The following is a 24,413-nucleotide window of genomic DNA, read 5'->3' on the forward strand; positions in this document are numbered from 1 at the left end:
GCAATCTCCTCAGACATAGAATAATAACCGGTCATAGGTTGGATAGGGAAGCAGTTCATCAGGAATTTTTGTCTCTGCTTCGTTAGCTGCAGTTTTCAGTTCTTCCATGAGGGGAAGCACTTTTGTAAGGAATGATTCAGCTTGTTTCTGCATATCTGTGACGGATTCCGCTTCGGAGGTTGCACTCTTCAGTGCGGCTGTACCGGCGGTGATCGTATTGGATATTTCAGTCAGAGCGCATACCAGGGCCTCCTCGGAATCAGTGGAAAGTCCGGGGATCAGGGCTTTTTTGTCAGCTGCCTGTTTCGCAGCGGAAGCCGCGTAGCTGTTGACTGCCGGGAGGAAATCCTTTATAAGCATTTCCTGCATGGTCTTGGACTCTATGGCAACTGTTTTAGAGTAGGTTTCCAGAAGAATCTCATAGCGGGAGTAGATTTCCTCCTTTGTAAATACGCCGTGTTTGATAAATAGATCCAGATTCTTATCTGCAATAAAACGTGGAAGGGCTTCCGGTGTGGAGACCAGATTATAAAGGCCCCTTGCTGCCGCCTCTTTTACCCATTCTTCTGTGTATCCGTTGCCATTGAAAATGACTTTTTTATGCTTTTTGATAGCGCGTTTGATCAATTCATGGACCGCATGTTCCATTTCCTCCGGCGCAGTGTCTTTCAATTCGTTATAGAACTGTGCTAATGCTTCCGCAACAGCGGTGTTCAGCACCATGTTAGGGTTAGCCACAGATGCAGCGGAACCCAGCATACGGAATTCAAACTTATTGCCGGTAAAGGCAAAGGGGGAAGTACGGTTTCTGTCGGTTGTGTCCTTGGTAAAGTGGGGCAGTACGTGTGCGCCCGTTTCCAGCTGTACCGGTTGAGCTTTTCCGAAGTAGGCGTCCTCCTCAATGGATTTCAGAACGCTTTCCAGCTCGTCGCCGATGAAGATGGAAACGATTGCCGGAGGCGCCTCGTTGCCGCCGAGACGATGGTCATTGCCGGCACTGGCAGCGGATACTCTCATTAGATCCGCGTAGTCATCCACCGCTTTGATAACGGCCATGAGAAATACCAGGAACTGTGTGTTCTCAGCAGGTGTTTTGCCCGGGTCCAACAGATTGGTGCCGGTGTTGGTGCACATGGACCAGTTGTTGTGCTTGCCGCTTCCATTGATACCGTCAAAGGGTTTTTCGTGGAGGAGGCAGACAAGGCCGTGTTTTTCCGCTGTCTTCTTCATGATTTCCATGGTGAGCTGGTTGTGGTCAACCGCTACATTGGCGGAGTCGAAGATGGGGGCCAGCTCGTGCTGGGCAGGCGCCACCTCGTTGTGTTTCGTCTTGGCGGGAATACCCAGTTTCCAGAGTTCTTCATCCAGGTCGTGCATATAGGCTGCGATTCTGGGCTTCAGAGCACCAAAGTAGTGGTCTTCCATTTCCTGGCCTTTGGGGGCAGATGCTCCAAAAAGGGTTCTGCCTGTGAAGATAAGGTCGCGTCTTTTTTCGTAGAGCTCTTTTGGGACAAGAAAGTATTCCTGCTCCGGGCCAACGGTGGTGGACACGCTTGAAACCTCTTTGCTGCCCAGAAGATGAAGCATTTTAACGGCTTCTTTATTCAGTGTTTCCATAGAACGGAGGAGCGGCGTTTTTTTATCCAATGCTTCTCCGCTGAAGGAGCAGAAGGCTGTTGGTATGTAAAGGGTGTTGTCCTTGATAAATGCCGGTGATGTAGGGTCCCAGTTCGTATAACCTCTTGCTTCAAAGGTGGCGCGCAGACCGCCGGATGGAAAGCTGGACGCATCAGGTTCTCCTTTTACCAGTTCTTTGCCGGAGAATTCCATGATGATCTCACCGCTGCCGTTGGGTGAGATGAAGCTGTCGTGTTTCTCTGCGGTGTAGCCGGTCATGGGCTGGAACCAATGGGTGAAGTGTGTGGCTCCGTTCTCTACGGCCCATTCTTTCATGGCAACAGCCACGGAATTGGCAACATCCAGTTCCAGGTGGGTTCCGTTTTGGATTGTCTTGTGAAGGGCTTTATAGACGTCCTTCGGGAGTTTGTTGCGCATCACTTTGTCACTGAAGACCAGACTTCCATATAGTGTGGGAATATCGTTTGACATATTCACAGCACTCCTTTCAAAATTTATTTGGGGTTTTGATTGGGCTGATAAAAAGCAAAACAAAAAAGGCACCTTGGATGGAGTCATCCAAAGCGCCTTTGCTTTATGGACTGTAGTATTGCACGGAAATGGGGAAATGTCAATAGGTTTTTTGAAAAATGTTCCGGGAGGGGACGGGGGCTTTGTTTTTTTTCGGTGTTCCCAGACGGGTAGAAAAAGGTTGGTAGAAAGTGGTATGTTTTTGTGGATTTTTGCGGGATTGACAGGTTGGAGGGAGGAGGGTATAATCGGTTTATCTGGAGAGCAATTCATTTAATCTGCGGCAGGTCTGCCGAAAGTTCCGGAGAGTATAAAACTGAATATGGACGGGTGAAATGGCGGGAATGACAGAGTTTTGCGGTATTTGGCAAAGTGGTAGTTGATATAAGATGCTTTTTATATTATATTTATGGTATAGAATAAATTGCCAGATTAATTGTTAAATGTGCTGTGATCTGATGGCTCAATCTTTGCTTTTTTATCCGGGAAGGAGGTCTATGAAAGGAATTGTGCTGACAGCAATGGATGAGGAAGTCTATGAAGGTCTGTCAGATAACGAGATTTTTGCAGATTTATTTAACGGCGCCTTGTTCGGCGGAAAGCAGGTGATCAGGCCGGATATGCTGGAACAAGAAAATGAGAAAAAGGTGGTGCGCGCGGGAAGAGAGGGCGGAAGGCGGGTGATACTCCGGAGAATCCGGGATGTGCAGAAGCTGTCTGTGATAAGAGATAGCTGCCTGGCCGTTATACTGGCGGCAGAGGGACAGAGGACGGTACATTATGCTATGCCTGTCCGCTGTATGCTTTACGATGCCATTGATTATACGGGGCAGGTGGAGCATATTGTGAGGGAGAGAAAGGAGGAAGGGAAATTAAAGAAAGGGGCAGAGTATCTTTCCGGTATGAAGAGGGAAGACAGGCTGCTGCCGGGAATCACGATCGTTTTTTATTATGGGGAGGAACAAAGCTGGGATGGACCGCTGAGTCTTCATGATATGCTGGATATCCCGCCGGAACTGAAACCGTGGATGGAGTGTATCCAGGATTACCGGATCAACCTGGTGTGCGCAAGTACAGTGGAGAGCAGTAATTTCAGGACGGGGCTTCGGGAGGTCTTTGAATTGCTCCCGCTGCTGAAAGATAAAGAAGGGATGAAGGAATTTCTGGAGGCCAGAAAGGATGAGTTCATGCATCTGGATGCAAAAAAAGGCTGGCTGGTGTCAAAATTCCTGAATGTTCCTGCTTTGAAAGGGCTGAAAGAAAATGAGAAAGGAGAGGTGGATATGTGTACGGCTATTGAAGAAATGATGGAAGAAAGGGAAGAACGTGGAATATTACAAGGAATAGAACAAGGAATAAAACGTGGAGAAGTACGAGTAAACCAATTGATTGAAGTATTGTTACAGCAACCATGCCAGGAGGAGGCCTATAAAGAGATCCGGAGGGCAGTAACAGACCGGGAGTATCAGAAGAAACTTTTTGATGAGTTTGGAATATAGAAAGCCTTTGGTAACAGTTCAGACAAGCTGAACCGTTACGCATCCAGCCATTAAAAATCGCTTCGCGATGGGCTGGATGCCTGCTGGCACTACTTTTTCATACGGTCAGCGCAGTAAATGCGCAGACCTGTTGAACTGTTACAGCCTTTGAACAAAAAAATAAATTAGGGGATTTACAAATGCGGGGAAATGAGATATAGTAATTCCATAATTTTTTGCAGTGCTTCTTTTGAAGTGCGCAGAGATCAAAAGCATATAGAATAAAACAACGACAATGGCGTCGGCTAACCTTATATTGGGGTTGCCGACGCCTTTTTGGTATGTGGAAAATGTTGTAAGTTTTTCATAGCCGGGTAACGCAGGAGGAAAATGTGATGGCAGTAAAATATGTATTTGTTACAGGCGGCGTGGTGTCGGGACTGGGAAAAGGAATCACTGCAGCGTCGCTTGGACGTCTTCTGAAAGCCAGAGGATACAAAGTAACTATGCAGAAGTTTGATCCTTATATCAACGTAGACCCCGGAACCATGAATCCAATCCAGCACGGAGAAGTATTCGTGACAGATGATGGGACAGAAACGGACTTGGATCTGGGGCATTATGAGAGGTTTATTGATGAGAGCCTGGACAGGAACTCTAATGTGACTACAGGTAAAATATACTGGTCTGTTCTGCACAAAGAGCGGCATGGAGATTATGGAGGCGGAACAGTGCAGGTGATCCCTCACATTACCAATGAGATAAAGGCATGTTTTTACCGGGCTAAGGAACCGGATGAGGAACGGATCGCCATTATCGAAGTGGGAGGGACTGCAGGCGATATTGAGAGCCAGCCGTTTCTGGAGGCGATCCGGCAGTTTCAGCATGATGTGGGGCATGAGAATGCTGTATTGATCCATGTGACTTTGATCCCGTACTTGAAGGCTTCCGGGGAATTGAAGACAAAGCCTACCCAGGCAAGTGTGAAAGAACTTCAGGGTATGGGGCTTTGGCCGGATATTCTGGTATGCAGGTCTGAATATCCCTTGCCTCAGGAATTGAAGGATAAAATTGCACTGTTCTGTAATGTACCGGAGAATCATGTACTTCAAAATCTGGATGTGGAGTATCTATATGAAGCGCCCTTGGCAATGGAGAAGGAAAATCTGGCTCAGGTGGTGTGTGAATGCCTCCGCCTGCCGTGCCCGGAACCGGACCTGGAGGACTGGAAATCCATGGTGGCGGATCTGCGAAACCCGGATACAGAGGTTGAGATCGCTGTCGTAGGTAAATATATACAGCTTCATGATGCATATTTGAGTGTGGCGGAGGCATTAAAGCATGGCGGGATTGCCGCCCATGCCAGTGTGAAGGTGCGCTGGGTGGATTCTGAATTTATCACAGAAAGCAGCTGCGGGGAACTGCTTGGCGGGCTGGACGGAATTCTGGTTCCAGGCGGTTTTGGAACCAGGGGGACGGAAGGGAAGATCCTGGCAGTAAAATATGCCAGGGAAAATGAAATCCCCTTTTTGGGTATCTGTCTTGGGATGCAGACAGCAATTATTGAGTTTGCCCGCAATGTGCTGGACTATCATGATGCCAACAGCATGGAACTGGATCCTGATACTCTGCACCCAGTCATTGCCCTGATGCCGGAGCAGAATGGAGTGGAAGATCTGGGCGGTACCCTGAGACTGGGCTCCTATCCGTGCAGGTTGAAAAAGGGAAGCAGATCCTATGCATTATACGGAAAAGAAGAGATTACAGAGCGTCACAGACACCGCTATGAGGTAAATAATGACTACAGGGAAAGGCTTGAGGAGAAAGGAATGACGCTGGCCGGTGTTTCACCTGACGGCAGAATTGTGGAGATGATCGAGTTGGCAGGCCATCCTTTTTTTATCGGAACACAGGGCCATCCGGAATTAAAGTCCAGACCGAACCATGCCCATCCTCTGTTCGCAGGGCTGGTATGTGCGGCTGTTAAGTATAAGAAAGAGAGAGGTTTTTGACTATGAGAAAAGATAAAGGATTGTACCGACAGCAGTTTGAACATGACAACTGCGGTATTGGGGCCGTTGTAAACAGTAAAGGTATCAGGAGCCATAAAACCGTGGAAAATGCCCTGAAAATCGTGGAAAACCTGGAACACAGGGCAGGTAAGGATGCGGAGGGAAGGACCGGTGATGGTGTTGGCATCCTGCTTCAGATCTCACATAGATTTTTTGCAAAAGTCTGCAAAAAAGCAGACATCCATATTGGAGGGGAACGTGAATATGGTATTGCCATGCTGTTTTTTCCCCAGGACGAACTGAAATGCAACCAGGCGAAGAAGATGTTTGAGATCATTGTGGAGAAGGAGGGCCTGGAATTTTTGGGATTCCGTAAGGTTCCCGTATGTTCAGAGGTACTGGGGGATAAGGCGTTGAGATGTATGCCAAATATTGTGCAGGCGTTCATTAAAAAACCTGAAAACGTGGAAAAGGGCCTGCCCTTTGACAGAAGGCTGTATATTGCCCGCCGTGTATTTGAGCAGAGTAATGACAATACCTATGTGGCGTCCATGTCCAGCCGGACCATTGTGTATAAAGGGATGTTTTTGGTAGACCAGCTCCGCACATTTTTTACGGACCTGCAGGACGGGGATTATGAATCTGCCATAGCCATGGTGCATTCCCGTTTCAGTACCAATACAAACCCAAGCTGGGAGCGCGCACATCCCAACCGTTTTATTGTACATAACGGGGAGATCAACACCATCCGGGGAAATGCGGATAAGATGCAGGCAAGGGAGGAGACGATGGCCTCCGATCATCTGAGGGATCAGCTTCACAAGGTGCTTCCTGTGGTGGACACCAGAGGTTCAGACTCCGCTATGCTGGACAATACGCTGGAATTCCTGGTGATGAACGGCATGGATCTGCCTCTGGCAGTCATGGTGACAATTCCTGAACCTTGGGCAAATAATAGTACACTTTCCCAGGAAAGAAGGGATTTTTATCAGTATTATGCCACCATGATGGAACCGTGGGACGGGCCTGCCTCCATTCTTTTTTCCGACGGCGATGTGATGGGGGCTGTGCTTGACCGGAACGGGCTGCGCCCGTCCAGATATTATATTACAAAAAACGGCGATGTGATCTTGTCCTCAGAGGTGGGGGTTATGCCTGTGCCGGAGGAGGAAATCGTGCTGAAGGAGCGTCTGCATCCCGGAAAGATCCTGCTTGTGGATACTGTAAAAGGACAGATCTATAGCGATGATGAGTTAAAGGAAATTTATGCGGGAAAACAGCCGTACGGTGAGTGGCTGGACAGTAATCTGGTGGAGCTGCATGATCTGAAGATCCCCAATATCCGCGTGGAGGAATATGAGGGGGAAGCCCTTACCAGGATGCAGAAAGCTTTTGGGTATACCTATGAAGAGTACAGAAATTCTATTTACAGTATGGCACGGAACGGTTCTGAGGGAATTGCGGCAATGGGAACAGATACACCTCTTGCAGTGCTTTCTGAAAAGCATCAGCCCCTGTTCAACTATTTTAAGCAGTTGTTTGCACAGGTTACCAATCCTCCGATCGATGCCATCCGGGAGGAGATCGTGACCAGCACAACGGTGTATGTAGGGAAAGACGGGAACCTGCTGAGGGAACGGCCGGAAAACTGTCAGGTGCTGAAAGTGAACAATCCCATTTTGACCAACACAGATATGCTGAAGATCAAAAATATGAAAGTGGACGGCTTTAAGGCGGTTGTGGTTCCCATAACGTATTACAAGAGTACACGTCTGGACAGAGCCATTGACAGGCTGTTTGTGGAAGTGGACAAAGCTTACAAGGACGGCGCCAATATTCTGGTGCTCAGTGACAGGGGGATTGATGAAAACCATATGCCTATCCCTTCACTTCTGGCAGTGTCTGCAGTGCATCAGTACCTGGTGAAGACAAAGAAAAGAACTTCTCTTGCCATTATTCTGGAATCCGGAGAACCCAGGGAGGTGCATCATTTTGCGACGCTTCTGGGATATGGAGCATGTGCGGTCAATCCTTATCTTGCCCAGGATACCATAAAAGAGCTGATCGACAACAAACTGCTTGATAAGGATTACTATGCAGCGGTGGATGATTACAACAATGCCATTCTGCACGGAATCGTAAAGATCGCGTCAAAGATGGGGATTTCCACCATACAGTCCTATCAGGGTTCCAAGATATTTGAGGCAATCGGTATTTCAGAGGAAGTGATCAATAAATATTTTGCCGGAACGGTAAGCCGGGTTGGCGGTATTTCTTTAAAAGATATAGCAGATGATGTAGACGTGCGGCATTCTAAAGCATTTGACCCCCTGGGACTGCCCAGCAGCCTGGAGCTGGAGAGTATGGGGATCCACAAAATGAGGCGTGAGGGGGAGAAACACCGCTATGATCCCCGGACGATCCATATGCTGCAGGAGTCCACAAAAAGAGGGGACTACCGCATGTTTAAACAATATACGGAATTGGTGGACAGGGAGCAGAGCGGTTATCTGCGCAGCCTGATGGATTTTGAATATCCGAAAGAAGGTATCTCCATCGAAGAGGTAGAGAGTGTTGATGAGATCGTAAAGCGATTTAAAACAGGCGCCATGTCCTATGGTTCCATTTCCCAGGAGGCTCACGAGACACTTGCCGTTGCTATGAATATACTGCACGGCAAATCCAATACAGGTGAGGGCGGAGAAAGCGATGAGCGCCTGGACAGTGCGGGAAATGCCGTGGACCGCTGCTCTGCCATCAAACAGGTGGCCTCCGGGCGTTTTGGTGTGACCAGCCGTTACCTGGTCAGCGCAAAAGAGATCCAGATCAAGATGGCTCAGGGCGCAAAACCCGGGGAAGGAGGACATCTGCCGGCCAAAAAGGTCTATCCGTGGATCGCAAAGACCAGACATTCAACTCCGGGTGTAAGCCTGATCTCACCGCCGCCTCACCATGATATTTATTCTATTGAGGATTTGGCAGAGCTGATCTATGACCTAAAAAATGCCAATAAATATGCCAGGATTTCCGTGAAACTGGTATCTGAAGCAGGAGTGGGTACCGTGGCAGCGGGTGTGGCAAAGGCCGGTGCGCAGGTTATCCTGATCTCCGGGTATGACGGCGGTACGGGGGCGGCGCCTCAAAGCTCTATCCACAATGCGGGGCTTCCCTGGGAGCTGGGTCTGGCTGAGACGCACCAGACGCTTCTTATGAATGGACTGCGCAGCCGTGTTATGATCGAGACGGATGGAAAATTAATGAGCGGACGCGATGTGGCAGTGGCGGCGCTGCTGGGCGCTGAAGAATTTGGATTTGCAACAGCACCCCTGGTCACTATGGGATGTGTTATGATGCGTGTCTGCAACCTGGATACATGCCCTGTGGGAGTGGCGACCCAGAATCCGGAGCTTAGAAAACGGTTTAAGGGAAAACCGGAGTATGTGGTTAATTTTATGCGGTTTATCGCAGAAGAACTGCGGGAGTATATGGCAAAGCTGGGTATCCGTACATTGGATGAGATGGTGGGACGCACGGACTTGCTGAAAGTGAAGGAAAATGCGGAAAACCCCAGAGCCTCTCAGATCGATCTGCGGGCAGTCCTTGATAATCCATATGCCGGAAAAAACACTAAAGTTACGTTTAACCCGGCCCAGGTATATGATTTCAGACTGGAAGAGACAAAGGATGAAAAGGTACTGCTGAAGAAGCTGAGAAAAGCAGTGGAAGAAGGAGGGAAAGCCGGTGTGGAGGTTCAGGTGACCAACACAGACAGGGCATTCGGAACCATGCTGGGTGCGGAAATCACAAGGCAGCATAAGGACGGACTGCCGGAGGATACGATCTCGGTTGCCTGTACCGGCGCCGGGGGACAGAGTTTCGGAGCATTTATACCCAGGGGACTAACCCTGTCTCTGTGCGGAGACTGTAATGACTACATGGGCAAAGGCCTGTCAGGAGGAAAGATCATAGTGTATCCGCCGAAGAAGATAAATTATAAGGCGGATGAAAATATCATCACGGGAAATGTGGCTCTATACGGAGCAACCGGCGGAACCGCCTATATTGGAGGTGTGGCAGGCGAGCGCTTTGCTGTCCGAAACTCCGGAGCTTGTGCCGTAGTGGAAGGTGTTGGGGAGCACGGCTGTGAATATATGACCGGAGGCCGTGTGGTTGTGCTTGGGAAAACAGGCAAGAACTTTGCAGCAGGAATGAGCGGTGGTATCGCTTATGTGCTGGATGAAAAGAATGATCTGTATAAGAATCTGAATAAGGAAATGATCTCTATAGAGAAGGTGGAGACAAAGCCTGATATCCAGGAATTGCACCATATGATCCAAGCCCATGTGGAAGCTACCGGTTCCCGGAAGGGACAGGAAGTGCTTGCAAGATTTCAGGAATATCTGCCCAAGTTCAAGAAGATTATTCCGGATGACTATAAGAGGATGACCACACTTGCTGCAAGGCTGGAGGAGCAGGGAATGTCGCCGGAGCAGGCACGGTTGGAAGCGTTTAATGAGAATTTTAGTCAGAAAGGGGCAGAGTAGGAGATGGGAAAGCCGACAGGATTTTTAGAATATAACAGAGTAAGTGCCCAAATGGAGGAACCGAAAGAAAGGATCAAACATTTCAGAGAGTTTAAAAAATATCTGCCCATAGAAGAACAGCAGAAACAGGGAGCACGCTGCATGGAGTGCGGCGTTCCGTTCTGTCAGTCAGGGGATGTGCTGGGGGGCATGGTTTCGGGGTGCCCGCTGCATAATCTGGTACCGGAGACAAATGATCTGGTATACACGGGAAACTGGGAACAGGCATATCTGCGTCTCTCAAAAACACACAGTTTTCCGGAATTTACAGCAAGGGTGTGCCCTGCACTCTGCGAAGCAGCATGTACCTGTAACTTAAACGGGGAGCCTGTGGGAACCAAGGAAAACGAACATGCCATTATAGAGACTGCTTTTGAGAGAGGATGGGTAAAACCACAGGTTCCAAAGGTGAGGACAGGAAAGAAGGTGGCTGTGATCGGCAGCGGCCCTTCCGGCCTGGCAGCAGCGCAGCAGCTTAACAGAAGAGGGCATCAGGTTACTGTGTTTGAGAGGAGTGACAGAATCGGAGGGCTGCTGCGTTACGGCATACCTAATATGAAACTGGATAAGGCAGTGATCGACAGAAGAGTGCGTCTTATGGAGGAAGAGGGTGTTGTTTTTAAAACAGGTGCGGATGTTGGAAAAGATATAAAGGCGGCTGAATTACAGAAGGAGTTTGACCGGATTGTGCTCTGCTGCGGCGCTTCCAATCCCAGGGATATCAAAGTCCCGGGGAGGGATGCTCATCATATTTATTTTGCTGTTGATTTTCTTGCTTCTGTGACCAGGAGTCTGCTGGATTCGGGTCTAAAGGATCATAAGTTTGTATCTGCCAAGGGAAAACATGTGCTGGTGATCGGAGGCGGTGACACGGGAAATGACTGTGTGGGAACAGCTCTCCGTTTAGGTGCAAAATCGGTAACCCAGCTTGAAATGATGCCGAAAGCTCCCGATACGAGGGCTGACAGCAATCCCTGGCCTCAGTGGCCCCGTGTCTGCAAGACAGATTACGGACAGGAGGAGGCGATTGCAGTGTTCGGGCATGATCCCAGGATTTATCAGACTACAGTGACGGAGTTCATTAAGGATGAAAAGGGGGATGTGCAGAAAGCAAAGACCGTAAAACTGGAGAGTAAACGGGATGAAAAGACAGGCCGTATGAATATGGTTCCTGTAAAAGGGAGCGAAGAGGTGATCGATGCCCAGCTTGTGCTCATTGCGGCAGGATTTCTGGGAAGCCAGAAATATGTGACGGATGCGTTTAAGGTATCTGTGGATGAGAGAACGAATGTAGCCACCAAACCGGAGGGATATGAGACCGGTATACCAGGTATCTTTGCGGCTGGGGATATGCACAGGGGACAGTCACTGGTTGTCTGGGCGATCCGGGAAGGGAGGAAGGCGGCTGAGGAGGTGGATGCTTCTTTGATGGGGTATTCTAATTTGTAGAAGCAGTTCAGAAGCCGTTATAAATAAGAGAACGGCAGTTCAGGCCAGTAATGAGGCGTGAACTGCCGCTTTTTCTTACGCATTGTATCGGTGACTGCAAACGGAATGTGATAGGATCTGCCTGTTAATGCCCGTTTTTTGTTGCCACAGTGTTTTTGCTGTGTTATGATAAATGTATCCGAAAGGACTGTTTATTTCCTGCCGTAGTTAAGTACGGTGTCATACATCGCTTCTATATTTTCGCGTTTCGCATTGTCAATACTTCCATTTGTATCAAAGATATATCCACCGCCCGGGGCACAGGTATCTATAAGGGATTTGCAGGCATCTATGACCTGCTGTTTGGTTCCGTATTCCAGCAGATAGATGGGCAGATTTCCGGAGATACAGGCAGTATTTCCAAGGATTTTCTTGGCCTGGGCCATGTCCACACTCTCAAAATGATAGATAACTTTTCTGGCCGGTACGTCCGCAAGCTGTTCCAGACGGCTGTTGTATTTTCCTTCTGTGTAGATAAAGGGGGTGACTCCCATATCTATGAGGGCAAGCATGATCTTTTTCAGTGGTTTCCAGTATAGCTTTTCATACTGCTGGGGACTCATGAAGCCGTCCATCCCTTTGTGCAGCGGGAAAAAGACACGTTTAACCGGAAGTGGGGCCACCTTAAAATAATCATAGGATGCGATCTGCATATCTGCCAGCATGTCGCAGGCTTTCTCTATCATGTCAGGACACTCCAGCTGGTCTGTGAGGGCACCCAGGGTACCTCTGTAATAGTCCCCTATAATATCAAACGGTGCTTCTCCCACTCCGGTCATCATTGGCGGGATACCCATAGCGGCGATCTGTGCGGAAAGGGCATTGCTGGCTGCGGCTGCCTTTGCATCCTCCTCCCCTATTTTTCCGAGAAGGGCAAATGCCTCCCGGGCTTCCGGTGAATAGAAGGAAGCAAGGGGTGTGGTACTCAGGACAATTGAGGGCACAAATCTTATGCCGGACAGCCCCTTCAGGTTAGGAAATGCACGGGGTATGTATTTTCGCAGGGTAAATCCCATGAAATCATTGATAAATTCTGGGTATTCCTCCTGAGACATATACTCGTGTTCCATGACCTGATGGGTGGAAAAATCGGGAACCCTGGTTCCGGGCCGTCCGGGCCAGTCGATCATGGTGGAGCCGGCCAGTTCATTGGCTTTTCCGCTGGTAAATCCCGGGTGGATATCTGCGTCAGGCTGGAAGTCGTGGTAGAAGCTGAGGATTGCCCGGGAGGCTTTCTCGTAGTCGTACATGCTGTCACGGAAAGCTGCACCGTAGAGAAAATAGGGGAGCGCACTGTTAAAGGGAGCAAATGGTACCCGGTCCCCTTCCTTCAGGGAAACAGCATCCTCGACTCTCCGGATCCGTTCCTGAAAAAGTTCCTCCGGGCTTTGGCTGGAAGTGGATGTTTCGTTGGTCATAAAGACTCCTTTCCCACATTTTTTCTGCTTTTTGTGGAAAACCATGTCCATTTGGCAGTAGAATGTGTATAAATGGTTTCGTGCAAAGTTTATATCTTTATTATACTAAATTGTAGGGGAATGTAAATGAGATCAATGGATTTTGCTGTTACTGTACACAGGCCACTGTACCGGGAGGCGTTTTCATGCCGGAAGCATGAAAATCCCGACGCAGCCAGCGCGATATGGGGCAGAATGCTCCATATCTGTGCATCGCGAAGCGTGTTACCGGACACGGAGTGTACAGTAACATTTTGCTTGCATTTTTACGGTGTAAATGATATGGTTTGCGGGCAGACGGAAAAGGAAAATAAACAGCTTTATACATTTAGATATTGTAAACAGATAAAAGAAGGAGGCAGTATGGATAAATATCAAATACTGAAAAAATACTTTGGCTATGATACCTTCCGGGATGGGCAGGAACTGCTGATAGACAGCATTCTGTCGGGAAGGGATGTGCTTGGGATTATGCCCACAGGAGCAGGAAAATCCCTTTGTTATCAGGTACCTGCCATGCTTATGGATGGGATCACCCTGGTGATTTCGCCTCTTATTTCTCTGATGAAAGACCAGGTGGGATCTTTGAATCAGGCAGGAATCCATGCGGCGTTTCTGAACAGTTCCCTGACAGTGGGACAATATTATAAAGCCCTGGATTATGCGAGACAGGGGAGATACCCCATTATCTATGTGGCGCCGGAGCGGCTGGTGACAGAGGAGTTTTTGGATTTTGCGCTTCATGCAGATATTGCCATGGTAGCGGTAGATGAGGCACATTGTGTTTCCCAGTGGGGACAGGATTTCAGGCCCAGTTATCTGAAGATTGTGGAGTTTATTAAAAAACTGCCGAAACGGCCTGTGGTGAGTGCATTTACGGCTACAGCCACCAAAGAGGTGCGGGATGATATTATGGATATTCTGCTCCTGGAGGATCCGGAGGTATTGACAACAGGGTTTGACAGGCCGAACCTGTATTTTGGAGTGCAGGCTCCAAAGAATAAATATGAAGTGCTGAAAAATTATCTGGAAATGCATCCCGGTGAATGCGGCATTGTATACTGTCTGACCAGGAAAGGTGTGGAGGAAGTATGCGGAAAGCTGCGGGAGGATGGATTTTCCGTGACCCGTTATCATGCAGGGCTTGGTGACGGGGAGAGGAAGCGGAATCAGGATGATTTTATATATGACAGGTATCAGATCATTGTGGCTACAAATGCGTTTGGCATGGGAATTGACAAGTCAAACGTAAGATTTGTGGTACATTATAATATGCCGAAAAATATGGAGAGCTATTATCAGGAGGCAGGACGTGCAGGGCGTGACGGGGAGCCGGCGGAGTGTATTTTACTCTATGGGGGGCAGGATGTGGTGACAAACCAGCTGTTCATTGACAACAGCCAGGACAACCGGGAACTTGACCAGGTGACACGGGAGATGGTGGCAGAGCGGGACAGGGAGAGACTTCGTAAGATGACGTATTATTGTTTTACGAATGAATGCCTGCGGGATTACATACTGCGGTATTTCGGAGAATATGGGGAGAATTACTGCGGGAATTGTTCTAACTGTCTGAGCCAGTTTGAGACTGTGGATGTGACAGAGACTGCAAAGGCCCTGATCGGGTGTGTGAAAAGCAGCAGACAAAGATATGGAACTACGGTCATTATAGACACGGTACACGGGGCAAATACGGCGAAGATCAGAAATTACAGGATGGATGAGAACCCCAATTATGGGGAGCTGGCAAAAGTCCCCATCTATAGGCTCAGGCAGGTTATCAATTATCTGCTTTTAAATGAGTATCTTACGGTTACCAATGATGAGTACACTGTTGTAAAACTGACCGCCAAATCAGAGGAGGTGCTGGCTGACGGGGCACAGATCACTATGAAAATGGCAAAAGAGCAGGAACATACATCCAGTGAGAAGAAAGAGAAGAAGAGCAGGAAGGGGCCTGCCGCCGGGTTTGCAGGAGCGGAATTTACGGAGGAAGACGAAAAGCTCTTTGAGGTGCTGCGGGGACTTCGGACAGAAATTGCAAGGGAGGAGAAGGTTCCGCCTTATATTGTTTTCTCTGACAAGACCTTGACCCATATGTGTATATTAAAGCCGAGAACCAGAAACGCAATGTTGTCGGTTACAGGGGTGGGAGAATTTAAATATGAAAAGTATGGGGAGCGTTTTGTGGCCTGTATCAGAGATAATGTGCCGGATGACGGGGATAGTGATGATATGAGTGGGGAAGAATCTGCCGATGCAGGAGGGAACTCAACAGGAGAAGAGGCTGAAGAAAATGAAGTGATCCGTGTGAATGCGGAGAAAAAGAAGACAAAGGCAAAGGGGAAACAGGAATTTTCTTTGACAGAGGATATGGAACAGAGGTTTTTGTTTGCCGATAAAATGACGCTCAGTGAACTGGTCTCCCAGTTAAATGAACTGCGCGATGAAAGCGCTGTGAAGCGTCTGACCAATAAGGCAGTGCTGCAAAAGCTGCTGGATGAAGGATATCTGGAGACATATGGAATGCGGGGAATCCCCATGCAGCGCGCAGCAGAAAAAGGAAAGAAAATTGGGATTACAGCAGAGATGCGGGTAAGCGAAAAAGGGAATGCGTATGAGGTTCTGTACTATTCAGAGGATGCACAGAGGGCACTGCTGGAGATGATAAAGGAGGGGGAAAAGTAAGAGAAAAATTGGTTGTGAAAAAAGGTTTTGGATATTTAATTAAATCCAATTAACCTTTATGATAAACAAAAGAGACGATAAGATAAATATTAAAGTGAATATTACAAATTTGCAAAAATTAAGAAAGAATTAATATGGTTGTTAATGGTTTTGTTGACAAAAGTAGTCAAAAATTATATAATGAACTAATGCAAGAGTTCGGGTAAATGCGGCATACAAGCAGTAGCTTGCAATAAGATTATACAATAAGTAAATGCAGGTTTGCTATTTTATCCGCATGTATCATCCACATTCAGGTGCAGGTATGTGGATGGAAAATAAAGTTAATGGAGGGATTCACATATGGTGAAAAGATTAAGGGAAAACCGGAAAAATAAAAAAGGTTTTACTCTGGTGGAATTGATTGTTGTTATTGTTATTATTTTGGTGTTGGCGGCGGTTATGGTGCCGAGTGTGACGAAGTATGTTGCAAAAGCTAATCAGGCTAATTGTAAAGCTGATGGTGCATCTATTTTAACACAGCTTCAAGTAGACATCGCAGATTTCTACTCAAATGACGCTAATGCCGGTAAGACTTATACAGTGGCGAGTAAAGTTGGGAATGCGGCAAATGCAAATGGAACAATAAGTGCACTTAATGCAACCGTTAGTTTTAACGCGGACGTTACAGATGATGAAATAGTAGCATTTCAGTACCAAAATGGTAAATATTTAGTTACATGGACTAAAGGTACAGGATGGACACAACCATCTGTTCCCAAAAGTAACTAGCTAATAAAATATTTTAGGTGATTTATTATATAGGAGGTTTCATAATTAAAAATGCAAACAGATTATGAAACTCTCACCCGCAAAACAAAATTCCGCAGACTACTAAAAATCTCCCTGCTAACGCTCCTAATCAGCATAGCTGTTCTTGCACCAGCGCTATGGTATTGGGATCAATCCATACAAATGCGGTCTGCACTGCGAAGTGCCAAAAATGTGCTTCTGAACACAGAACTGCTCTCTATACAGTACAATGGTTTAGATGAACCGCTTCTGGACAGTTCACGTGAAAGTGGAATGGCGGAGGAGGCGGAAGAGGAAGTGAAGAGTTATTCCGGTGTGGAAGGTGAAATTCATCTTGTTTCTTGGGATAAAGCCAAATGCCGTGTGCTGAGCATGACATATCAGGAGGGAAAATACTTAGTAATCTACGAAGCAGATGATAAGGATTCCGGAACATGGACAATTTACCGGAAGACCCGGCATTATAAAAACTAATAACAGGAGGGGATTTCGTTTGGTATGAGCCAGGTGAAATCCCTTTTTGTCATTTCCTGAGGCAAAAGTGAAATTTGATTCGGAATTGTCTTTTTAAGAGGATGAAGATTTATGAATCATAAAGTGAAGTTCGTCCTTCTAAAAAAATAATTTGGAACAAAGAGGCTCATATGGACGTATATAATAGTTATCAGGCATTCATTGCTGTGTTGATATTTTTTTTGGGAACCTGTATTTTTTCTTTCCTGAACGTGATCATCTACCGTGTTCCCAGAAAAATGGATTTTGTGAGGGGACATTCTCTCTGCCCATCCTGCAGTCATCAATTGGGGGCTTTGGATCTGATCCCGCTGTTCAGTTACGCTTTCCTGGGTGGAAAGTGCCGTTACTGTAAAAAGAAAATTGGTGTCAGGGATACACTCATAGAACTATTTGGCGGCGGAGCCGCGCTGTTCTGCGCCTGGTATTATAAGGAAAAGCCGGCTGTGGCATTGACCGTGTTCCTATTTTTCTGTATTCTGACAGTAGTGGCATTTATGGATATAGATACCATGGAAATTGAGGACGGGAGCTGGATCGCCATATACATACTGGCTGTGGCTGCATGTTTTACAATGCCGGAAATATCCCTTGTATCCAGGCTCATCGGGGTTGTCTGCGTGAGTATCCCCATGCTTCTTCTGACACTGGCAGTACCGGGGGCATTCGGCGGCGGGGATATTAAGCTGATGGGTGCATGCGGGGCATTTTTGGGATGGAAGATCACACTGGTTTCCACGTTCCTTGCTATTTTACTGGGAGGAATATGGGGGATCGGACTGCTGCTTGGGAAGAAGAAAAGCAGGAAGGACCATTTTGCGTTTGGACCGTTTCTCTGTATGGGGATGGTGATTGGCCTATTATGGGGAGAACAGATCATTTCATGGTATTTGGGATTTTTGAAAATATAACGGCTTAAGGTATGGGGATCCTATACTTTTCGACTACATATTGGGAGGCCTTTTTATGGCACAGTTTAAATATAAGGCAAGGACACTGGATGGTAAAGTAATAAAGGGCATCATGAACGTAGCTGATGACACGGAGCTGCAGCAGAAACTGCATGAACAGGATGCTTTTTTACTGAATGCCAAAGAAATGAAGAACACAAAAGGCGTGAAACAGTTCAAGCCTAAAGTCCTGGCGGATTTTTCAAGACAGTTGGGAACGCTGATCGCTTCCGGCGTTACGCTTGTCAGAGCTTTGAATATTATAGCCAGCGGTGAGGCGGTCAGCCAGAAACAGCGGGGAATCTATGAGGATCTACTCAGGCAGATCCGGCAGGGGATTGCGCTCTCGGATGCTATGGAGGCACAGAATGGCGCGTTTCCGCCTTTGATGATTTATATGTACCGCTCAGCAGAGACCAGCGGTAATCTGGATAAAGTATCTATGCAGATGGCAGAACATTATGAGAAGAGCCACAAACTGAACTCAAAAATTTCCAGTTCTATGACATATCCTAAGATACTGGGGATCATGGTGGTAGCAGTTGTTCTGATACTTACTAAATTTGTGCTTCCCCAGTTTGATGAGCTGTTCGCCCAGATGGAAGAACTGCCCCTGTCTACCAGGATCCTCATGGGGTTCAGCGAGCTTCTGCAGAACCACTGGATCATAGTACTGGTAGTGGCAATACTGGTCATTGTGGGAGTCAGAGCACTGCTGTTTATTCCGAAAGTACGCCTGCAGTGGCATAGGTTTAAATTGAAAGTGCCGCTGTTTGGAAAGCTGCAGAAAACAATCTGCACTTCAAGGTTTGCGAGAACATTGAGTTCGCTGTATTCTGCCGGTATCCCCATTGTATCAGCATTGCAGATCGCAAGAAAGACAATAGGAAATGATTATATTGATGCTCAGTTTGACCAGGTGATACCCTTTGTAAGAGCAGGCAACAATCTGAGTGACGGCCTGGATCTGGTAGATGGATTTGTAAGGAAACTGTCCGACTCCATACGGGTGGGGGAGGAGACAGGTAGTTTGGATACCATGCTGTCCTCAACCGCAGATTTTATGGAATATGATGCAGATATGGCAATTGCAAAAATGGTTTCTTACGTTGAGCCGATCATGCTTTTGGTTATGGGCGTGATCGTGGCATTTGTCATGGTATCTGTATTCAGTGCTCTTTATGGTTCTTATGATTCCATTGCAGGAATGTCTTAGAAAGGGGTAACAACATGCTGACCGTATATTTATCGAATAAATACATAAGGATAGTGACAGGGGATTATGCCTCCGGAAAAGTGAGTATCCGGGGGATGTATTATACAATTGACACCACAGGATGTCTGGTGAACGGGTCCATTGTGGATGAAGAAAGCCTGCTTGAGCTGTTGCGGGAACAGTGGGAGGTGCAGAACCTTCCAAAAAAAGATGTGTATCTGGTGCTGGACAGCAATCAGTTTACTGCAAAAGTGGTGCAGGTACCGGTGCTGAACGAAAAGAAAATGATGGAATATCTGAGCCGTGAATTTACGGATGTGGGGAGGATCTCCAGTCCGGTTTACGGCTATTTCCCGTTGAATGGGGGAGATAAAAAGGCAAAGATACGGCAGGTATTTGCCATGGCAGCACCCAGGGATTATGCTATACAGTTTGTTGAGCTGTTTGCGAAGCTGGGTGTGAAGCTGTCCGGGATTGAATGTGCCAATGGTTCCATGATACGGCTTTTGGATAAGATGGAGCAGCTCAGAGGAAAAACTTGTATTGTCCAATTTGTGGATGAGATGAACCTGACCAATGCCCTCTTAGTTGAAGGCAGATATGAGACATTTAACAAAAAGAGACTCTTTTCAGAGCCGGGGACACCCGGATATGCGGTGGAGACGGCCAGGGCTGTCAGCAATCTGATCCAGTTTGCAAAGGCACAGAATATACCGCAGAAGATTACAGATGTGTATGTTGCGGGATTGTCGGATGAGGACTGCCTTGTTTATGAGGACAGTATAGCCCAGATCAATCCGGATCTGGGTGTGGAAAAATTGGAAAGCAGCAAACATTTTACATATGCCAAGACCAATGACCCCTATATCAGCTTTGCCAATTTTGCGCTGGCCATTGGCGGAATGCTGAAGACAGACCCAAAAACAAATGTGGCGGCTCAGATTAAATACACTCCGGAGCAGATAGAGAAAAGAAAAGCCAGAAGAAAGATCACGGTTCCGGTGGGGGCGGTTATAGGCGTATTGGTCCTGGTATCCCTTGTGCTGCTGGTGAGAAAGATCATGCTGACCAGTGAATTAAAAACATTGCAGGATTACAATCAAAGCGATTCTGTCCTTGAAGCGTGTCAGGAATACGATGCGGCCCAGGAAAGAATGTCAGCCATTTCAGCCATCCACACAGGTATGGAATCCCTGGGCACAGAGCTGGGGGAATATCCTCTTGTGGACAGCACAGTGGAAAATATCATCGCCTCCTGTGCAGAGGGCCTGGTTTCTGCGCAGATCAGTTCCTATGATTCCACAACGGGAATACTGAGCTTTAATACCAGTGCAGGGGATGTGGAGCAGATCAATCAGTTTATCGCGCTGCTTATGGAAGAGGAGATATTTGCGTCTGTAGATTATACCGGATACTCACAGAATCAGGATGGAGACTGGAGTGTGAAAGTGAACTGCACGATGGCTCCGGTGCAGCAGGAGGTAGCAGGAGAATGACACTTAAAGTAACGGAGAGAGATAAAAAAATATTGATGGTACTGGCTGTATTTCTGATTGTGTTTGGCCTGATCGCAGGGGTCCTGATGCCCCTGATGGAAAATACGCAGAAGCTGGGTGAAGAGATCGCAGAGGCAGAGGTGGAAAAGCAGGAGAAAGAAATGAAAGTGACAGCACTGCCTGGTATGAAAAACAGGATGGAAAAAGCGGAAACAGAGCTGGCTGCCATGCAGGAAAAGTACTACCCTGTGATGAAAAGTGTGGAAATTGACCGTATGATGACAAATACGGCGGTAGACTGCGGCATTCAAGTCTCGGATATGGATATTAAAATGCCTGACTTTACAGCATATACCAAGATCCTGAATTACGGAGACATTGTATTTGGTGCGGAGCAGGAAAACAGTGAGGAAACACCTTTTGACGGCATGTATACAGCCAGTCTTACCATGAATATGACAGGTTCCAGGGAAAATCTGCAGTCCATGCTGGATGTCACCGTCAGTCAGCAGCCCAGACAGAGGGTGACTGATTTTTCATGGCAGAAAAACCAGAAAGAAGGCAGCAGTGAATATACATTGAGTATGTCGGTTGAAATATATATGTACCAGGATGTAGAAATGTATGTGCAGGAGCGGCTTTTAGGTGAAGCTCTTGAAAATATGGAGGCAGAAACCGGGACAGAAGGAAACAGTGAGGCTGAGGAGCAGTAGGAGTTATCATGGACAATAATATCAGAAATGTTCGTATCGGAGACGTTTTAAAAGAATACGGATATGTCACGGAGGAACAGATAAGTGCAGCCCTGGCTTATCAGAAAGAGCATAAAGGGGTACGTCTGGGAGCTGCCCTGACGGATATGGGATTTATTTCGGAGGAGCAGCTTTTGGAAGCGCTTTCCACTCTTCTGCAGGTGCGGATCATAGACATTTCCACAATAGAGGTGGATGTGGAGGCTGTACAGAAGATCCCCAGGCAGCTGGCAGAAAAATATGAGATGCTGGCTGTAAAGCAGGCGGAGGGTGTACTGACCATCGTGTTGTATGACCCGCTTAATTTCTATGCGATTGAAGATATCCGCCAGCTCACCGGTATGCAGCTTGAAATCTGTCTCAGCGGCCGCAGCAGCCTGAAAAATGCCATTGGTTATTACTACAGTGAGGTTGAGGCCAGAAAAGCCGCAAGCGTTGCAAATGAACAGTTTGAGGATCTGGCGCTCACGGATGAGTTTGATATTGAGGAGGAGGGGGATGATGACACTCCTATTATCAACCTGCTCAGCCGTTTGATAGACAGGGCGTATAATACAAATGCGTCAGATATCCATATCGAACCGTTTGAGGATAAGACCACGGTCCGTATGCGTATTGACGGTGTGATCGTAGAATTTGTGACACTGCAGAAAAATCTGCATGCGTCTTTGATCGCAAGGATCAAGATTTTAGGCAACATGGATATTGCAGAGCGGAGAGTTCCCCAGGACGGACATTTCAGAATGAGAGTGGCAGGAGAATATGTGAATATCCGAGTGTCTGTGATCCCCACGGTATTTGGGGAAAAGGCCGTGCTCAGACTGCTTGCCAATAACTCCAATATAGATTATCCGGAAACCTTTGGTATGCACGAGGATGATTACAAGAAATTGAAGAGTATGCTGGGGTCTCCCAATGGGATCATTTATTTTACGGGACCTACAGGTTCCGGAAAAACCACCACTCTGTATATGATACTTACAGAGCTGTCCAAACGTGCAGTGAATATTTCCACCATAGAGGACCCGGTGGAGAAGAACCTGCCTAAGATCAACCAGATGCAGGTAAACAATCAGGCAGGGCTGACCTTTGAGATCGGTCTGCGGGCTTTGCTCCGTCAGGACCCTGATATTATCATGGTAGGTGAGACCAGGGATGTGGAGACTGCGTCCATCTCTGTACGTTCGGCAATTACAGGCCATCTGGTATTTTCAACGCTCCATACCAATGATGCCTCGTCTTCTATCATCAGATTGGAGGATATGGGACTGCAGTCATACATGGTTGCTAACTCTCTGGTGGGGATCATTGCCCAGAGACTTATGAGGAAGATATGTCCCGACTGCGGGGAGGAGACGATTCCAACTGCGGAGGAGCGGCTGATCGTAGGACCGGAGATTAAAAAGATCATGCACCCTAAGGGATGTCCGCAGTGCAACTATACGGGATATAGAGGAAGAATCGCGATCCATGAAGTGCTGATGATCGACAGGACTGTCCGGAAGATGATCATGGAGGGAGCTTCTGCGGAGGCCATACAGGATTATGCTGTTGAGAAGCAAAATATGAAGACACTGAAGGATGCCGGACTGAGTATGGTCCGGGAGGGTATTACAAGTGTGGAAGAACTGAAAAAGGTAGCCTATTACAAATAGAGGACGGAAACAGGCGGTTGTCCGGTCAGTGCATATGCAGACCGTGAAACGCAGAACAGGATTTTGGCAGAAATGAAAATGGAGGGCAAAGAAATGTATGATCTGAATCAACTGATAATGATGGGAAGGGAAGAGAATGCTTCTGACCTTCATATTTCTGCGGGAATGCCGCTTATGATGCGTGTTCACGGAAAGCTGGAACAGACGCTGGCACAGCCGGATGACCATGAGACAGAGCTTATGCTGTATGGCCTTTTGGATGAGAGACAAAAGGAGCGTCTGGCAGAAGGGTATGATATTGATTTTGCGCTGGAGACGCCGGACCACAACAGGCAGAGGGTGAATGTATTCCGGCAGCAGGGGAAGATTGCGGCCACAATACGACTGCTGAATAACCATATTCCCACGCTGGAAGAGCTGCATATGCCGCAGCTTTTATATAAACTGGCAGAGGAGCCAAGGGGACTGATCTTGGTCACAGGGCCTACGGGAAGCGGTAAGTCAACCACATTGGCGGCAATGATCGAACATATTAATCAGACAAGGGCAGAGCATATCATTACCATAGAAGACCCGGTTGAGTACACGTATGAGAGTAAAATGGCTCTGATACACCAGAGGGAAACAGGAAGAGATGTGATTGATTTTGCATCTGCGCTGCGAAGTGCACTGCGTGAAGACCCTGATATTATCCTGGTGGGAGAGATGCGTGATTATGAAACTATCATGGCTGCACTGACTGCGGCTGAGACAGGACATCTGGTGCTGTCAACGCTCCATACCACAGGTGCGGCACAGACTATCGAGCGTGTGATCGATGCGTGTCCCACAGGAAGCCAGAACCAGGCAAGGACACAGCTTGCGGGAGTCTTAAAGGGGGTAATCACCCAGTGTCTGATGCCTGTACCGGATGGCAGAGGAAGAATTGCCGGAACGGAGATCCTTCTGGGCACAGATGCCATAACAAATCTGATCCGTGAGAATAAGAGTCATCAGATGAGCAGTATGATGCAGTCAGGCGGTGCTTCGGGTATGCATACGCTGAATATGGATATGATGAGACTTGTGCGGGAAGGGTATATAACAAAGGAGACGGCGGTCCAGTATACTAATGATAAAAGGGATTTGGAGCAGTATTTCTAGGACCATGTCCGGCCGGCAGCCGGTGCGGGCAGTCCGGTAGTT

15 protein-coding genes are annotated in these 24,413 nt (G+C 47.5%); 13 read left to right on the forward strand and 2 right to left on the reverse strand.

The genetic code is table 11. From position 1 onward, the window contains the following. Positions 1–9: 9 nt before the first annotated feature. Complete coding sequence (locus CI595_RS14750; RefSeq protein ID WP_095174403.1) at positions 10–2,109, reverse strand: glutamine synthetase III family protein; 2,100 nt, start codon at positions 2,107–2,109, stop codon at positions 10–12. Positions 2,110–2,645: 536 nt separating this feature from the next. Between CI595_RS14750 and CI595_RS14760 the strand changes: the two genes are divergently transcribed. The 4 genes from CI595_RS14760 (at position 2,646) to CI595_RS14775 (ending at position 11,670) form a co-directional block, all read left to right on the forward strand. Beyond that, complete coding sequence (locus CI595_RS14760; protein WP_095174405.1) at positions 2,646–3,647, forward strand: hypothetical protein; 1,002 nt, start codon at positions 2,646–2,648, stop codon at positions 3,645–3,647. Positions 3,648–4,021: 374 nt separating this feature from the next. After that, positions 4,022–5,638, forward strand: coding sequence for a CTP synthase (locus CI595_RS14765; protein ID WP_095174406.1), 1,617 nt, complete (start codon positions 4,022–4,024; stop codon positions 5,636–5,638). 2 nt (positions 5,639–5,640) lie between these two features. Then, positions 5,641–10,182 (forward strand): glutamate synthase large subunit, encoded by a 4,542-nt coding sequence (gene gltB, locus CI595_RS14770; RefSeq protein ID WP_095174407.1) that lies wholly within the window; start codon positions 5,641–5,643, stop codon positions 10,180–10,182. 3 nt (positions 10,183–10,185) lie between these two features. Continuing rightward, positions 10,186–11,670, forward strand: a complete 1,485-nt coding sequence (locus tag CI595_RS14775) for a glutamate synthase subunit beta (protein WP_095174408.1) — start codon at positions 10,186–10,188, stop codon at positions 11,668–11,670. Between the two features lie 191 nt (positions 11,671–11,861). On the opposite strand, the gene CI595_RS14780 is transcribed toward CI595_RS14775, so the two are convergent. Continuing rightward, entirely contained in the window at positions 11,862–13,127 is a 1,266-nt protein-coding gene (locus tag CI595_RS14780; RefSeq protein ID WP_095174409.1) for a uroporphyrinogen decarboxylase family protein, read from the reverse strand. Positions 13,128–13,529: 402 nt separating this feature from the next. Between CI595_RS14780 and recQ the strand changes: the two genes are divergently transcribed. From recQ to CI595_RS14825, 9 genes are all read left to right on the forward strand, one after another. After that, positions 13,530–15,854 (forward strand): DNA helicase RecQ, encoded by a 2,325-nt coding sequence (gene recQ, locus CI595_RS14785; RefSeq protein ID WP_095174729.1) that lies wholly within the window; start codon positions 13,530–13,532, stop codon positions 15,852–15,854. A gap of 342 nt (positions 15,855–16,196) precedes the next feature. Next, entirely contained in the window at positions 16,197–16,625 is a 429-nt protein-coding gene (locus tag CI595_RS14790; protein WP_095174410.1) for a prepilin-type N-terminal cleavage/methylation domain-containing protein, read from the forward strand. A 51-nt stretch (positions 16,626–16,676) separates the two neighbouring features. Beyond that, complete coding sequence (locus CI595_RS14795) at positions 16,677–17,120, forward strand: hypothetical protein (RefSeq protein WP_147737727.1); 444 nt, start codon at positions 16,677–16,679, stop codon at positions 17,118–17,120. A gap of 170 nt (positions 17,121–17,290) precedes the next feature. Next, positions 17,291–18,070, forward strand: coding sequence for a prepilin peptidase (locus tag CI595_RS14800; protein WP_095174412.1), 780 nt, complete (start codon positions 17,291–17,293; stop codon positions 18,068–18,070). Between the two features lie 55 nt (positions 18,071–18,125). Then, positions 18,126–19,325 (forward strand): type II secretion system F family protein, encoded by a 1,200-nt coding sequence (locus CI595_RS14805; protein ID WP_095174413.1) that lies wholly within the window; start codon positions 18,126–18,128, stop codon positions 19,323–19,325. Positions 19,326–19,339: 14 nt separating this feature from the next. Continuing rightward, positions 19,340–20,821 carry a type IV pilus biogenesis protein PilM gene (locus tag CI595_RS14810; RefSeq protein ID WP_095174414.1) on the forward strand — a complete coding sequence of 494 codons (1,482 nt, stop codon included), beginning with the start codon at positions 19,340–19,342 and terminating at the stop codon, positions 20,819–20,821. Further along, on the forward strand, positions 20,818–21,534 hold the full coding sequence (locus tag CI595_RS14815) for a hypothetical protein (RefSeq protein ID WP_095174415.1): 717 nt from the start codon (positions 20,818–20,820) through the stop codon (positions 21,532–21,534). The genes CI595_RS14810 and CI595_RS14815 overlap by 4 nt, the downstream gene beginning before the upstream one ends. A gap of 8 nt (positions 21,535–21,542) precedes the next feature. Then, positions 21,543–23,228: a GspE/PulE family protein gene (locus tag CI595_RS14820; RefSeq protein ID WP_242987001.1), complete on the forward strand. Its 1,686-nt coding sequence runs from the start codon at positions 21,543–21,545 to the stop codon at positions 23,226–23,228. A 72-nt stretch (positions 23,229–23,300) separates the two neighbouring features. Then, positions 23,301–24,371: a type IV pilus twitching motility protein PilT gene (locus tag CI595_RS14825; RefSeq protein WP_278277997.1), complete on the forward strand. Its 1,071-nt coding sequence runs from the start codon at positions 23,301–23,303 to the stop codon at positions 24,369–24,371. Positions 24,372–24,413: the final 42 nt, after the last annotated feature.

The organism is Blautia hominis (assembly GCA_002270465.1).
GTDB lineage: Bacteria > Bacillota > Clostridia > Lachnospirales > Lachnospiraceae > Blautia > Blautia hominis.